Source organism: Pseudomonas sp. RIT778, assembly GCF_019718735.1.
In the GTDB taxonomy this organism is placed as follows: domain Bacteria; phylum Pseudomonadota; class Gammaproteobacteria; order Pseudomonadales; family Pseudomonadaceae; genus Aquipseudomonas; species Aquipseudomonas aphyarum.
Map to the genome: position 1 here is coordinate 124,014 of NZ_JAIHBA010000007.1, position 13,447 is coordinate 137,460.

The following is a 13,447-nucleotide window of genomic DNA, read 5'->3' on the forward strand; positions in this document are numbered from 1 at the left end:
CGAAAAAGGATGGCAGGGATTATCAACCAGTCGGACAGAAATTGCCGCCCGGCAAAGACATGCAATTGCCCTGTTGCGTCATGCCTGCCGTCAGCTTCGGCGAGCGGCCCAAAACCCGACCGTACAGGCCAGCGCCGTGGCAAATGTCCCCCAGGCCCAATCCATCAGCGACACCTGCGCCGACCAGCCACGCAATGTCGCCCAATTGGTCAGGTCATAAGTGCCATAAGCGACCAGCCCGAGCAGTGCGCCCATGCGGGCGGCGCGTTGCCAGGTCAGCGACGGCAGCACCACAAACACCACGCAGCCGAAAACGTACAGGCAATAAAAAACCGCTGCTGGCACCAGCAACGGTTTTTCGAGCATCAGCGAACCGAGCAGTTCGCGATAGGTCGGCGCCATCAGCACGCCGAGCCAGAGCCCGTCGAGCAGAAGAAACGTCAGCAGCGTAGCGACGTAGGCAATCAGTGCTTTTTTCATCTGCCCGACCTCGAGTGAGCCCATGCAACATGGGCCACGTCAGGCTCAGGTTAGTTCAATGCGATCGGCGTGAATGACGATCTTGCCTTCCTTGTACAACGAACCGATGGCCTTCTTGAAGTTGCCCTTGCTGACACCGAACAGGCTGCTGATCAGTGCCGGATCGCTCTTGTCGCTGACCGCCAGAGTGCCATCGTTTTCGCGCAACTTGGCGAGGATCTTCGAGTTCAGGCTGCTGGCCGCTTCCTGCCCCACCGGTTGCAGGCTCAGGCTGATCTTGCCGTCGGCGCGCACTTCCTTGATGAAGCCTTTCTCGCGCATGCCGGAACGCATGAACTTGAAGATTTCATTCTTGTGAATCAGACCCCAGTGCTTGTTGTTGATGACGGCCTTGAAACCCATGTCGGTGGATTCGGCCACCAGCAGATCAACTTCCTGGCCCACGCTGTAGTTGGCCGGGGTCTTGTCCAGATAACGATCCAGGCGCGCGGTCGCGGTGATGCGGCGGGTGTGCTTGTCGAGGTAGACGTGCACCACGCAGTACTCGCCGGCGGTCATCTGGCGCTTTTCTTCGGAGTAAGGCAGCAGCAGATCCTTCGGCAGGCCCCAGTCGAGGAACACGCCGATGCTGTTGACTTCAACAACTTTCAAACTGGCAAATTCACCGACCTGAACTTTTGGTTTTTCAGTGGTGGCAATAAGTTTGTCGTCACTGTCCAGATAAATGAAAACATTGAGCCAGTCTTCATCTTCGCTGGGAATATCTTTAGGGATATAACGGTTGGGCAAAAGAATTTCGCCGTCGGCACCGCCGTCCAGATATAAACCGAAGTTAGTGTGTTTAACCACTTGCAAACTGTTGTAACGCCCGACTAAAGCCATTTCCAATACCCTCATTGCGTGGGCGGCATTCTACCCGGTTTTGCCGGATTCGTCGGTCGCCAGATCGGACGGCTGACCGAAAATCTGCGGGAGGCCTTGATTTTCCTGGATTTCGCGCCGCACGCGCGCCACTCGTCAGGCCAGCGTGACGGCTTTCGTCTGATCCCGACGCCGGCTGGCAGCCTCAAATCCAATAAATGTTGTTATTTAAAACAGCAGGTTAGCGGGATATTTCGAATAATTAATCGAGAATAATCCACCAGCGCGCTGGGTTATTCCGGGGGATATTTACCAAGCAATTGTCAAGTTATTCCTGTACGATGCCTGGCCGAGTTACTTTTCTACAGGTTAATGGCCGCCATGCGTGTAAAAGCATCCACCAGCAAAGCAAAGCCAGCTCCAGCCGTTGAAACCAGCGAATCGATCAACGATCAAATCGCGGCATTCCTCAAGTCCGGCGGCGAGATCCAGCAAATTGCCAAGGGCGTCAGCGGCCAGACGTTCGGCCCGTCCAAGCAGATCAGCCTGGGCAAGAAGTAACACCCCCGCAGCACACCTGTCCAAAGGCGCTTTGAGCTTCGAAGCGTCTGGACCGGATCCCTCGCAAGTCCTCTCTTACGTTTAATCAAACATTCAAAACAGCAGAAATCGACGAACGGCCCTCAATGCCGATCATTCGCCGGTATCCTTGCACGCGTCTGGATCAAGCGTTTCAGCAGGTTTGTCGCACCTGCGCTCGCTGCTCAAGGAGTGACGCATGCTCAAATCTTCCTGTTTATTGCTTGTAGGCCTGCTGGCGAGCCCGGCGGCGCACGCGCAGATTTTTCAGCGTGAACTCGGCGACTTCGACCTCAAGCTCGGCACCACGCCCAGCCGCAGCATGGCCCAGGGGCTGGTCAAACCTTCGGCGGTCGGCTCGTTCCACGGCGGGCTGGACCTGAGTCACGACAGCGGCCTCTATGTCGGTCAGTACGCACCGAGCATGGGCCTCACGCCGGGGAAGAATCTCGAAATCGATTCCTACGTCGGCTTTAAACAACCTTTCGATCAAACCCTCGGCTACGAAGTCGGGATGATCCATTACAGCTATCCCAAGGTCGACACCCTCGACAGCCAGGAACTGTTTGGTGGCCTGACCCTGCTCGGCAGCCGGATCGGCATCGCCCTGAGCAACGATCCGGATAAACAGAACAACACCCTGTTTGCCGACCTGGGCGGCAATCAGCCGTTCGGCATCGGGATCAGCATGAAATACACCACCCATCAGCTCAACACGCCGGTCTCGGTGGACGGGGGTTATGTCAGCAGTTTTACCGATTGGTCGGTGAAATTTTCCCGGCCGTTCATGGGCATCGACCTCGACCTGATCTACAGCAATTCAAGCCTCAGCGGCAGCGATTGCTCGGCCTATTCCGGGCATAACAGTCAGTGCGACGGGCTGGTCACGCTCAAGGCCGAACGCGCGTTCTATTGATTGGCTGAACTGCCGGGGCCATCCTGCGTTCACATGAGCATCAGACCCTCAAGGCTGGCTTTCGCAAGGACTCGCCCATGTCTAGCTGGTTCAAACGCCTCGCCGTTCTACTGATCCTGACCCTCGCCCTCGGCGCCTGCAGCCGTGTCGGCTTGGCCTATCGCAATCTCGACGTGATCATTCCGTGGACGCTCAGCGACTACCTGGACATGAACGGCGAGCAGAAAGGCTGGTTCAACGAACGCCTCAGGGAACACCTGAGCTGGCACTGCACCACGCAACTGCCGGGTTATCTCGACTGGCTGGATCGCCTGCAAACCATGGTCGAGACCAATCAGGTCACCGACGCCGCGCTCCAGGCCCGCACCGAAGAAGCCAAGCAGGCGATCGCCGAAACCGCGCGGGAAATCACTCCGTCCGCGATTGAGTTGCTGCAAGGGCTGGACGACAAACAGGTCGCCGAAATGAACGACGCCTTTGCCAAAGACCTGCAAAAGCGCCAGCAGGAATACCTTAAGCCACCGCTGTCGCAGCAGATTGCCGAACGTGGCGCGCGCATGGACAAGCGTCTCAACGACTGGCTCGGCCCGTTGAGCGCCAAGCAGGAACAGCGGGTGATGGCCTGGTCGACCGCCCTGGGCGATCAGAACACCCAGTGGATCGCCAACCGCGCCCACTGGCAGAAGCAATTCAGCGCGGCGGTGGCGCAACGCAACAGTCCTGAATTCCCACAACGGATCGAGACGCTTCTGGTCAATCGCGAGCGGTTATGGACAGCGGATTACCAAAAGGCCTACGCCAATACCGAGGCGCAGGCCCGTTCGCTGTTCGTCGATCTGATGGCCGACAGTACGCCGCAGCAGCGCCAGCGCCTGTTGAAAAAGATCGAGGGAGTGCGCAAGGACTTCAATGATTTGAAGTGCCTGAAGGCCGCACAAAAAAGCTGAGATCACTGCAAAACCCATGTGGGAGCGAGCACGTTCGCTCCCACATTTTGTGCAAAGCCTCAGGCGATCTGCGCCTTGGAGGCCACCTCATCGAACGTCAGCTCATCCAGCGCGTCTTCCTGATCATCCAGCACTTCGCGCGGATGATCATTGCCGGGAATGCTGCTGTCGATCAGGCTCAACAGGCTGGATCCGCGCGGGGTCAGGCTGAAGTTGTTGCCGGTGCTGCCCTCGTCTTCGCCACGGGGCTGGATGTAACCGCGCAACAGCAGCAGTTGCTCATAGTCGCAGGCAAGCGTTTTCAGGTGATCCAGATTCTCGATCGGCTGGCCCGCCGCCGCTTTTTCCGCCGCATAGTCTTCGGCGAAAGACCGTGGCGCAAAGCTGTGGCCCGCGCCGTTCTGCACTTCATGCAGCAGGCGTTCAATCAAATCCCAGTTATAAGTCGTCATCCTGATTCAACCTCCGGTGCGCGTGATTTTTTGGCGCGTTCACAGGTTGTGACCGGAGCGCTGCGCTACCGTTCAGGATTATTCGGCGCCCCGACCGACCGGCGGTCTGTCGATTTCCCGGGTGGTTGAACGACTAGTCTGAGACAGACGGTTTCAACCCCCGCAGGAGAAATCATCATGAACGTTGAGAATCATCCGGTGGTGTCGCGCGAAGAATGGCTCACCGCCCGTAAGCAGCATCTGGCCGATGAAAAGGCCTTCACCAAGGAACGCGACCGCCTCAGCGCCAAACGCCGCGCCCTGCCCTGGGTGAAGGTCGACAAGGATTACCGCTTCATGGGGCCGAACGGCGAGTTGAAACTTGCCGATCTTTTCGGCAAACACAGCCAACTCGTCGTTTACCACTTCATGTTCGCCAAGGGCTGGGAAGAGGGCTGCCCGGGCTGTTCATTCCTCAGCGATCACATTGATGGTGCTAACCAGCATCTGGCCCATCACGACATTGCGCTGGTGGCGGTGTCCCACGCACCGTTCGCCGAATTCCAGGCGTTCAAGCGGCGGATGGGCTGGACATTCGACTGGGTATCGTCGGACGGCTGCGATTTCAACTACGACTTCGGCGTGTGCGCCCGTGCAGAGGATGTCGAAGCAGGCAAGGCTACGTACAACTACGAAAAGACCGACAGCGGCGAGGAAGAAATGCCCGGGCTCAGCGTGTTTTATCGCGCCGACAACGGCGACATTTTCCACACCTACTCAACCTATGCTCGCGGCCTCGACCTGCTGGTCGGCGCCTACAACTACCTCGACCTCACGCCCAAGGGCCGGAACGAGGATGAGATCATGGAATGGGTGCGGCACCATGACCGCTACGAAGGCGCCGCAAAATCCAGTTGCTGCCATGATGGGTAGCCCGTCAGCGTGAACGGGTTCAATGGTGCCGCAGGATGTGCGATGCTAGGTCGAACGAGCCGTCACGGCTTCGTTCGACTATAATTGGCACATTCCCGCATCAAGAGGCCGATATGGAAAAGCTGAGTCTGCAAACCAAGAAAGCCTGGTTCGCGAAGCAACGCAGAGCCAATTTCGCGGCCAGCCTGCGCCTGGAAGGCTTTGTTCCATCTCCGACTGATGGCGATATCAAACTTCCCACCAGGGCCGCTGCCTTGAGAGCGGTCCAGCTCTTGAAAGCTTGAGCAACGATAAATACGGTTCTGACCAAGCCCCGGATTGTTATCCGGGCACTGACGTTCTTGTCAATTTGCTCGACTTGCGCAATGCCGAAGACCTGGATGAGGCAGAACGCTACATCAACGAAGTCGCCTCTGCGCGTTTGGAATTCATTCCTCCTCCCTACAGTCTTGCAACTTTAAAACGGGTGCACCGCACCTTGTTTGAAGCGATCTATCCATGGGCCGGCGAAATCCGGACACTGGCGATCAGTAAAGGCAGTACGCGATTTTGCAGCCCGGAATACATTGAGCGTGAAGTCGCTAGAGAACTTTCGAAAATGGCGGACGCTGGGTGGTTTGAAGGGTTTTCCCGTCAACAGCTGGTTTCAGCAGTCGCCGCTTCGTATGGCACCCTCAATGTGGCTCATCCGTTCAGGGAGGGAAATGGCCGAACCCAGCGCATCCTGTTCGAATACATCATTTTCAACGCCGGCTATCTCATCGACTGGGGGATGGTCGATCAAGTGGAATGGATCAAGGCATGTATTCACTCCTACCACGGTGATGACGATCCTCTTGTCGATGTATTCAACCGATGCATAGGCATTTCAATTGCCGAGGTCGACTTTTGAACAAGGCATCCCCCTAACGCCAGTCGCAGTGAACTTTTCGCTAGCCAGAACCCTCAACCGGTTAACCCGCCTTAACCGGAACTGAGGCCTGCCCCCATGAAAACCCTGCTCAAGCTCACCCTCGCCGCCACGCTCGCCTGCGCCCTGCCCGTTTGGGCCTGTACGCCGGAGGAAGCCACCGCCAAACGTGAGCAACTGGCCAAGGAAGTCGCGAAGCTCACCGAGCAAAACCCGACCAAGGCCAAAGAGATCAACGCCGAGTTGCAGAAAATGGACCTGGGCACTGCCTCCGCCGATCTGCCGGACAAATGTCAGTTGATCGATCAGCGCTTGAAAGAGCTGGGGTCGGCGGAGAAAAAAACCGAGGGATAGCACCCGCTCAGACAACGGCAGGCTTTGGCATCGATCAGGCTGGATCGATACCAAAGCCTGCTTCCTTTTATCCGGAAATTTGCATTAGTGCATTTTGTTATTTGCACAAATGCATATTCACACCTAGGGTTACCCCGAGCCTGATCGGAACCGGCCATCGGAGATGGCAACCCTTGAACACCGATCGCTCGGTAATACCGTTATCCCGCAAACGCGGAACGTTTGTTTTCATTCATGGAGGATTGAAAAATGTTAACCACTGAAACAACGGCATTCACCGGCAACACCCTGCCCGAATGTCTGATCGGACATCTGCTCGACCCGCAACTGGTCGAGGTCGAGGCAGCTGTTCAACAGCGCGCCCTGGCTGCTGCCAGCCTGAACTTCACGATGCAGCAACAGACCCAGACCAACTGGTGCTGGGCCGCCGCTTCCGCCTCGGTCGGCAATTATTACGGCACCGGGTCCTGGACCCAATGCGCCGTTGCCAGCGCCGCGCTGGATCGCAACTGCTGCAATCAACCGGGGCCGTGCAACGTGTACGGCTATCTGGACGTTGCGCTGAAGATCACCCGCAGTTTCAACGGCATGAATTCGGGCTCGCTGCAGATGTCGGCCATCCAGAACCAGATCAACATGGGCCGCCCGATCGGCCTGCGTTGCGCCTGGTACGGCGGCGGTGCGCACTTTCTGGCGATCTACGGCACCAACGGCAATTACGTGCTGGTTGCGGACTCGATTTACGGCTATTCGACCCGCGCGCTGAGTTCCTTCCCCGGTTCCTACAACGGCGGCGGCAACTGGACCCACACTTACTTCACGGCGAAAAACCAGGGGGCGACATCATGCAACTGACTTATCCAAAGGCGCCTTCCAACGGCGTACAGACTTTGCGTCCGGCCCTGCAGGCCGCGTTGCAAACCCAGGGTTTTGGCGTCAATCGCCAGTTCGCCAGTGCTGCGCCCGCCGGGATCAGCCTCAGCGAAGCCTATCGTGGCTACTCGCTCAGTCTGGACGACCTGAGCCAGGGCAAAGGCCTGAAAAACGCCCGAGTGGGCGATTGGCATTACCTGGTGTTCTCAGGCGGGGTGTCGATTGCCGATGCGCAATTGGCCGAAGTACGCGGTCACGTCGAGTTCGCCTCGTTGAACCATGGCAATCTGGCGGCCGCCACGGTCGATGCGCTGAGGCTGGCGGAGCAATCGCCGCAACTGAAGGGTAAAACCGTTGAGCTGCGGATGCTGTTTGTGTCGGCGCTGCACCTTGTAGCGATCTGGCTGCATGCGGCCGGCGAAGACGTACTGATCCCGATCGAGCCAACCCCAAAAGAACTGGCGCTGACCGGGCTGTACAGCGAGGCCGCCCTGCTCGCACAGCTCAAACCGGCAGCCGATCAGGCCAAGCGGCGCTTTGATGCCGACACCACTGGCCTGCTGGGCAGTTGATAAACCCTGGCGATAAAAAAACCCGGACCATGTCCGGGTTTTTCTTTGCCTGCCTGAAACGACTTATTCAGCCGCTGGTGCTGCCGGCTTGCGGCGTTTCAGCGGGGCCATGCCATCGCTGCTCACCAGAGCGTCCGGCTTCGGACGGTTGGCGCTCTTGCGCTTGGTCGGGGTCTTGGCGGCGGTTTTCTTCTTGTCGCCCTTGGCGTCGGTCTTTTTCTTCTTCACGCCGACGGCTTTGCCCGAGGCCTTGACCTTTTTCGGTCCGCCGTAGGTGCCTTTGACTTCCTTGATGGTGCGGCGCTCGAAGCTCTGCTTCAGATAACGCTCGATGCTCGACATCAGGTTCCAGTCGCCGTGGCAGATCAGCGAGATCGCCAGACCGTCGTTGCCGGCACGGCCGGTACGACCGATGCGGTGTACGTATTCGTCGCCGCTGCGTGGCATGTCGAAGTTGATCACCAGATCCAGGCCGTCAACGTCCAGACCACGGGCCGCCACATCGGTGGCCACCAGGATCTTCACGCCGCCCTGCTTCAGACGGTCGATCGCCAGTTTGCGATCCTTCTGGTCTTTTTCGCCGTGCAGCACGAACGCCTTGTATTCCTGGGCAACGAGGCGACCGTAGATGCGGTCGGCCATGGCCCGGGTGTTGGTGAAGACGATGGCCTTCTGGTAGGTCTCGTTGGCCAGCAGCCAGTTCACGATCTGTTCTTTGTGCTGGTTGTGGTCGGCGGTGATGATCTGCTGACGGGTGGTGTCGTTCAGCTGGCTGACCGCGTTGAGCTGCAAGTGCTCAGGGTTGTTCAGCACCTTGGCGATCATCTCGCGCAGGCCGGAACCGCCGGTGGTGGCGGAGAACAGCATGGTCTGCTGACGGTTCGGGCATTCGTCGACCAGACGCTGCACGTCTTCGGCAAAACCCATGTCGAGCATGCGGTCGGCTTCGTCGAGCACCAGCACTTCGACTTCTTTCAAATCGAGGTTGCCGGCGTTCAGTTGCTCGATCATCCGGCCCGGAGTACCGATCAGGATGTCCGGCACCTTGCGCAACATGGCGGCCTGGACCTTGAAGTCTTCACCGCCGGTGATAAGGCCAGACTTGATGAAAGTGAACTGCGAAAAGCGCTCGACTTCCTTCAGGGTCTGCTGGGCCAGCTCGCGGGTCGGCAGCAGGATCAGGGTCTTGATGCTGACGCGGATCTTGGCCGGGCCGATCAGGCGGTTGAGGATCGGCAGGACGAAAGCGGCGGTCTTGCCGCTACCGGTTTGCGCCGTCACCCGCAGGTCACGCCCCTGAAGCGCCAGCGGAATGGCCGCGGCTTGCACAGGCGTTGGCTCGACAAATTTCAGCTCGGCCACGGCTTTGAGCAGGCGTTCGTGCAGGGCGAATTGGGAAAACACGGGTGCTACCTCGAAGATATGCAAAAAATCAGCTGCATAGGTTACCGGTTTCGAGCGCTCAGGCCGAGTTTCTTTATGAAATACGCCGTAATCAGTGGCTTTTTTGTTGCTCGATTTGTCTTCAACGGTAATACACAGCGTCTTAAATGCTCTAATCGCCCGTCGCGTCTTACAGAAGAATCGTCTCTCTTATGGATTTCAAACAGCTCTGGCTCAACGCCCAAGACCTCTGGGGTGCCCTCGAACAGCACCCGCTCCTGCACGCCGGCCTGGCTTTGGTGCTGCTGCTGGTGATCGCGCTGGTCCTCGGACGAGTGGCACGCTACCTGATCCTGCATGCCAGCCGCATGCTCGGTCGCCAGCCCGCGCTGCACTGGATCAACGACTTTCGCCATAACAAGGTGTTTCAGCGTCTGGCGCAGATGACGCCTTCGCTGGTGATCCAGTTCGGCCTGCATCTGGTGCCGGAGCTGAGCAAGACCGCCACGGTGTTCCTCGGCAACGTCGCACTGGCATTCACCATTCTGTTCCTGCTGCTGTCGGTCAGCGCCCTGCTCAATGCGCTTCTGGACATCTACGCCCGCACCGAACACGCCCGCACCCGCTCGATCAAGGGTTATGTGCAGCTGGCGAAAATGGTTCTGTACGTGTTCGGCGCGATCATCATCGTCGCCACCCTGATCGACCGTTCGCCGCTGTTGCTGCTGTCCGGTCTGGGTGCGATGTCGGCGGTGATCCTGTTGGTCTACAAGGACACCCTGCTGTCGTTCGTCGCCAGCGTGCAACTGACCAGCAACGACATGCTGCGGGTCGGCGACTGGATCGAAATGCCACAAGTCGGCGCCGATGGCGACGTGGTCGACATCACCCTGCACACGGTCAAGGTGCAGAACTTCGACAAGACCATCGTCTCGATCCCGACCTGGCGCCTGATGTCCGAGTCGTTCAGAAACTGGCGCGGTATGCAGCAATCCGGCGGGCGACGGATCAAGCGCAGCCTGTTCATCGACGCCAGCGGTGTGCGGTTCATCCGCGACGATGAAGAAGAAAAACTCTCCCAGGTGCACCTGCTGACCGCCTACATGGGCCGCAAGAAAGCCGAGCTCAAGGCCTGGAACGAGGCGCAAGGCAATGTCGCGGCGATGTCGGCCAACCGCCGGCGCATGACCAACATCGGTACGTTCCGCGCTTATGCCTTGGCTTACTTGAAGAGTCACCCGGAGATCCAGCCGAACATGACCTGCATGGTCCGCCAGATGCAGACCACCGCCCAAGGCATTCCGCTGGAAATCTACTGCTTTACCACGACCACGGTGTGGGCCGATTACGAGCGGATCCAGGGGGATATTTTCGATTACCTGCTGGCGGTACTGCCGGAGTTTGGCCTGAGCCTGTATCAGCAGCCGAGTGGTGGGGATTTGCGCTCCGGGATATTGCCGGCAGTCCTTGGCGCGAGCCATATTCCGGCAGCCGAAAAACATCTGATGTAACGCTTTCTTCAAACGCAAAAAAAAGACGCAACCCCGGTTGCGTCTTTTTTTGTCCGGCCGATTTATCAGGCCTGCCGCTGCGGTGCCTTGTGCACCATGGTGTAGGCGTAATCGACGCCCATGCCATACGCGCCGCTGTGTTCCAGCACTAGGTCCATTACCGCCTGATACGTGTTTTTGTGCGCCCAGTCACGCTGGTATTCGAGCAGCACTTGCTGCCAGGTCACCGGCACTGCGCCGGCCTGAATCATCCGCTGCACCGACATGTCGTGGGCTTCCTTGGTAGTGCCGCCGGACGCGTCGGTAACGATGTACACCTCGTAGCCTTCAGCCAGGGCTTCCAGCGCCGGGAAGGTCAGGCAGACCTCGGTCCAGAGCGCGGCGATGATCAGTTTCTTGCGGCCGGTGGCCTTCACGGCGTCAACCAGCGCCTTGTCTTCCCAGGAGTTCATCGAGGTGCGCTCGATCGGCTTCTGCTCCGGGTGCACCGCCAGCAGCTCCGGCCAGATGTAGCCGCTGAAGCTTTCGGTTTCGACCGAGGTGTAGATGGTCGGTACGTTGAAGATCTTGGCAGCCTTGGCCAGGCCGACGGTGTTGTTCTTCAGGGTCTGACGGTCGATCGACTGCACGCCGAAAGCCATTTGCGGCTGGTGGTCGATCAGGATCAGGGCGGAGTTGGTTGGGTTCAGCAGTTCACGGATAGACATGGCGCGTTCCTTTTGATGTCGTTTCAGAGTTTCGATTGGGTAATGGGTGAGTCGAGTGGCGTGCCGTCTGCGGCGTTGTTGTCTCGGCTTGGATGTCACTTTAGGGGCTAGCCGATAAAGGGACAATTCCCTAAAATCGAGAATCATTGATTCTAAAAAAGGGACAATCATGGATCGCATCGAATGCATGCGCGCCTTCGTGGTGACGGTCGGCGAAAACGGCTTCGCAGCTGCTGCCCGGGCGATGGACGTGCCCCGCTCGAAAGTCAGCAAACAGATTCAGGCGCTGGAAGAAGCCATCGGCGTACAGCTGCTGCAACGCACCACCCGCAGCCTGCACCTGACCGAGGCCGGTGCCGAGTATTTCGAAGCGGCGCGGGAAGTGATTGCGGCACTGGACGAGGCCGAGCAGCGAGCGCGGGACGGGGTGGGCGAATTGCGCGGAGTGTTGCGGGTCAACGCACCGATGTCGTTCGGCCTGCGGCGCTTGGGCAAGCTGATCCCGCTGTTCCACGAGCAGCACCCGAACATCGAGCTGCAACTGGTGCTCAGCGACCAGCAGGTCGATCCGGTGCGCGGCGGGTTCGACGTGACGATCCGCATCGCCAGCCTGCCCGACTCGACCATGATCGCCCGGCAACTGGCGCCGGCGCCAAGAATCATGGTTGCCTCCCCTGCTTACCTCGAACGCGCGGGCACACCGCAAACCCCGCAGGATCTGCGCTCACATCAATGCTTGAACTACGGCTATCTGCAGAGCGGGGTCAGCCTGCAACTGTGCAACGGCAAGGAGACCCAGCGCGTCAACGTCACCGGGCCGTTGCACGCCAACAACGGCGACCTGCTGGCGCAAGCGGCCGAGGCCGGCATGGGCATTGCGCTGCTGCCGGACTTCATCGTCGAAGAAGCGTTGGCCGCCGGGCGACTGGTGCCGGTGCTGTGCGAATGGCAAGCCCCGGCAATCACCATCAACGCGGTGTATTCGTCAGCGCGGCGGGTGCCGCAGAAGACCCGGGCGTTTATCGAGTTTCTGGTGGGGCAACTGGCGCCGGCCTGCGAATCCCCAACCGGCTGATCCACACCGCCGCCAGGATCACGCTGCCACCGAGGAACAACCGCCCGAGCTCTTCATGCTGATTCCAGATCAGCAGGTTCAGCAGCAAGCCCACCGGCACGTGCAGGTTGTTCATCACCGCCAGGGTGCCGCCGTTGACCAGGCACGCGCCCTTGTTCCACCAGTACAAACCGAGTGCGGTCGAGACCAAACCGAGGAACACCAGCACGCCCCATTGCAGCGGTGCTTCGGGCAGGAAGTTGGATTTGCCGAACAGCAGGAACGCCGGCAACGCCACCGCCAATGCGCCGAGGTAGAAGAAACCGAAACGCCGGTAGTGCGGCAGATCGCTCGGGTGTTTCGCCACTAGGTGTTTGTACAGAACCTGCCCGGCGGCGTAGGTGAAGTTGGCCAGTTGCAGCAGCAAAAAGCCCATGAAGAAGTCCGGGTTGATCCGGTCGTAGCGGATCACCGCCGCGCCTGCGACCGCCACCAGTGCGGCGATCAGCGCCCACGGATTGAAGCGTCGGTTGAGCGCGTCTTCGATCAGCGTCACATGCAGCGGCGTGAGGATGGTGAACAGCAGCACTTCCGGCACCGTCAGCACGCGGAAGCTCAAATACAGGCAGACGTAGGTCACGCCGAACTGCAACGCGCCGATCAGCAGCATGCCGCGCATGAACGCCGGTTCCACCGAACGCCAGCGGGTCAGCGGGATAAACACCAGCCCGGCCAGCACCACCCGCACCAGCACCGCGAAGTAGCTGTCGACATGACCGGCCAGGTATTCGCCGATCAGACTGAAGGAAAACGCCTGGATCAGCGTGACAAAAAGTAGATAGCCCATGCTCGCCTCGATTTCGAATGGCGGCGACGATAGCGTTTTTTGCTTCTGATCGCGAACCCTCCAACAACACAGATCCATGTGGGAGCGGG

At 59.0% G+C, this 13,447-nt stretch carries 17 protein-coding genes; 11 read left to right on the forward strand and 6 right to left on the reverse strand.

Features of this window, described 5'->3' with window-relative positions:
- Positions 1 to 90: 90 nt before the first annotated feature.
- Positions 91 to 480: a DUF2177 family protein gene (locus K5E37_RS06005; protein ID WP_085605668.1), complete on the reverse strand. Its 390-nt coding sequence runs from the start codon at positions 478 to 480 to the stop codon at positions 91 to 93.
- A gap of 45 nt (positions 481 to 525) precedes the next feature.
- Positions 526 to 1,362 (reverse strand): S1 RNA-binding domain-containing protein, encoded by an 837-nt coding sequence (locus K5E37_RS06010; RefSeq protein WP_127797242.1) that lies wholly within the window; start codon positions 1,360 to 1,362, stop codon positions 526 to 528.
- 351 nt (positions 1,363 to 1,713) lie between these two features.
- On the opposite strand from K5E37_RS06010, the gene K5E37_RS06015 reads away from it, so the two are divergent.
- The 3 genes from K5E37_RS06015 (at position 1,714) to K5E37_RS06025 (ending at position 3,783) form a co-directional block, all read left to right on the forward strand.
- Entirely contained in the window at positions 1,714 to 1,902 is a 189-nt protein-coding gene (locus tag K5E37_RS06015) for a hypothetical protein (RefSeq protein ID WP_016985943.1), read from the forward strand.
- Positions 1,903 to 2,119: 217 nt separating this feature from the next.
- Entirely contained in the window at positions 2,120 to 2,836 is a 717-nt protein-coding gene (locus K5E37_RS06020) for a TorF family putative porin (protein ID WP_007956569.1), read from the forward strand.
- 77 nt (positions 2,837 to 2,913) lie between these two features.
- Positions 2,914 to 3,783, forward strand: coding sequence for a DUF6279 family lipoprotein (locus K5E37_RS06025; RefSeq protein ID WP_221533375.1), 870 nt, complete (start codon positions 2,914 to 2,916; stop codon positions 3,781 to 3,783).
- Positions 3,784 to 3,842: 59 nt separating this feature from the next.
- Here the strand turns inward: K5E37_RS06025 and K5E37_RS06030 are convergent, their stop codons facing one another.
- Positions 3,843 to 4,235: a transcriptional regulator gene (locus tag K5E37_RS06030; protein ID WP_102686001.1), complete on the reverse strand. Its 393-nt coding sequence runs from the start codon at positions 4,233 to 4,235 to the stop codon at positions 3,843 to 3,845.
- Positions 4,236 to 4,412: 177 nt separating this feature from the next.
- On the opposite strand from K5E37_RS06030, the gene K5E37_RS06035 reads away from it, so the two are divergent.
- The 6 genes from K5E37_RS06035 (at position 4,413) to K5E37_RS06060 (ending at position 7,856) form a co-directional block, all read left to right on the forward strand.
- Entirely contained in the window at positions 4,413 to 5,147 is a 735-nt protein-coding gene (locus K5E37_RS06035) for a thioredoxin family protein (RefSeq protein WP_221533376.1), read from the forward strand.
- 113 nt (positions 5,148 to 5,260) lie between these two features.
- Positions 5,261 to 5,431, forward strand: coding sequence for a YhfG family protein (locus K5E37_RS06040; protein ID WP_007956564.1), 171 nt, complete (start codon positions 5,261 to 5,263; stop codon positions 5,429 to 5,431).
- On the forward strand, positions 5,428 to 6,039 hold the full coding sequence (locus tag K5E37_RS06045; RefSeq protein ID WP_221533377.1) for a Fic family protein: 612 nt from the start codon (positions 5,428 to 5,430) through the stop codon (positions 6,037 to 6,039). Before K5E37_RS06040 ends, K5E37_RS06045 begins: the two co-directional genes overlap by 4 nt.
- Positions 6,040 to 6,135: 96 nt before the next feature.
- A complete protein-coding gene (locus K5E37_RS06050) occupies positions 6,136 to 6,411 on the forward strand; it encodes a hypothetical protein (protein ID WP_007956561.1) in 276 nt (91 codons plus the stop codon).
- A 249-nt stretch (positions 6,412 to 6,660) separates the two neighbouring features.
- Positions 6,661 to 7,266: a papain-like cysteine protease family protein gene (locus tag K5E37_RS06055; protein WP_179692320.1), complete on the forward strand. Its 606-nt coding sequence runs from the start codon at positions 6,661 to 6,663 to the stop codon at positions 7,264 to 7,266.
- Positions 7,257 to 7,856 carry a hypothetical protein gene (locus K5E37_RS06060; protein WP_221533378.1) on the forward strand — a complete coding sequence of 200 codons (600 nt, stop codon included), beginning with the start codon at positions 7,257 to 7,259 and terminating at the stop codon, positions 7,854 to 7,856. The genes K5E37_RS06055 and K5E37_RS06060 overlap by 10 nt, the downstream gene beginning before the upstream one ends.
- 63 nt (positions 7,857 to 7,919) lie before the next feature.
- On the opposite strand, the gene K5E37_RS06065 is transcribed toward K5E37_RS06060, so the two are convergent.
- Positions 7,920 to 9,260: a DEAD/DEAH box helicase gene (locus K5E37_RS06065; protein WP_085605653.1), complete on the reverse strand. Its 1,341-nt coding sequence runs from the start codon at positions 9,258 to 9,260 to the stop codon at positions 7,920 to 7,922.
- Positions 9,261 to 9,451: 191 nt separating this feature from the next.
- Here K5E37_RS06065 and K5E37_RS06070 point away from each other — a divergent pair, with 191 nt between their 5' ends.
- Positions 9,452 to 10,750, forward strand: coding sequence for a mechanosensitive ion channel family protein (locus K5E37_RS06070; protein ID WP_221533379.1), 1,299 nt, complete (start codon positions 9,452 to 9,454; stop codon positions 10,748 to 10,750).
- 65 nt (positions 10,751 to 10,815) lie between these two features.
- Here K5E37_RS06070 and K5E37_RS06075 read toward each other — a convergent pair whose 3' ends face one another.
- Complete coding sequence (locus K5E37_RS06075) at positions 10,816 to 11,457, reverse strand: hydrolase (RefSeq protein ID WP_221533380.1); 642 nt, start codon at positions 11,455 to 11,457, stop codon at positions 10,816 to 10,818.
- Positions 11,458 to 11,626: 169 nt separating this feature from the next.
- Here K5E37_RS06075 and K5E37_RS06080 point away from each other — a divergent pair, with 169 nt between their 5' ends.
- Positions 11,627 to 12,532 carry a LysR family transcriptional regulator gene (locus tag K5E37_RS06080; protein WP_085605645.1) on the forward strand — a complete coding sequence of 302 codons (906 nt, stop codon included), beginning with the start codon at positions 11,627 to 11,629 and terminating at the stop codon, positions 12,530 to 12,532.
- Here the strand turns inward: K5E37_RS06080 and K5E37_RS06085 are convergent.
- Entirely contained in the window at positions 12,477 to 13,358 is an 882-nt protein-coding gene (locus tag K5E37_RS06085) for a carboxylate/amino acid/amine transporter (protein ID WP_085605643.1), read from the reverse strand. The genes K5E37_RS06080 and K5E37_RS06085 overlap by 56 nt on opposite strands.
- Between the last annotated feature and the right edge of the window lie 89 nt (positions 13,359 to 13,447).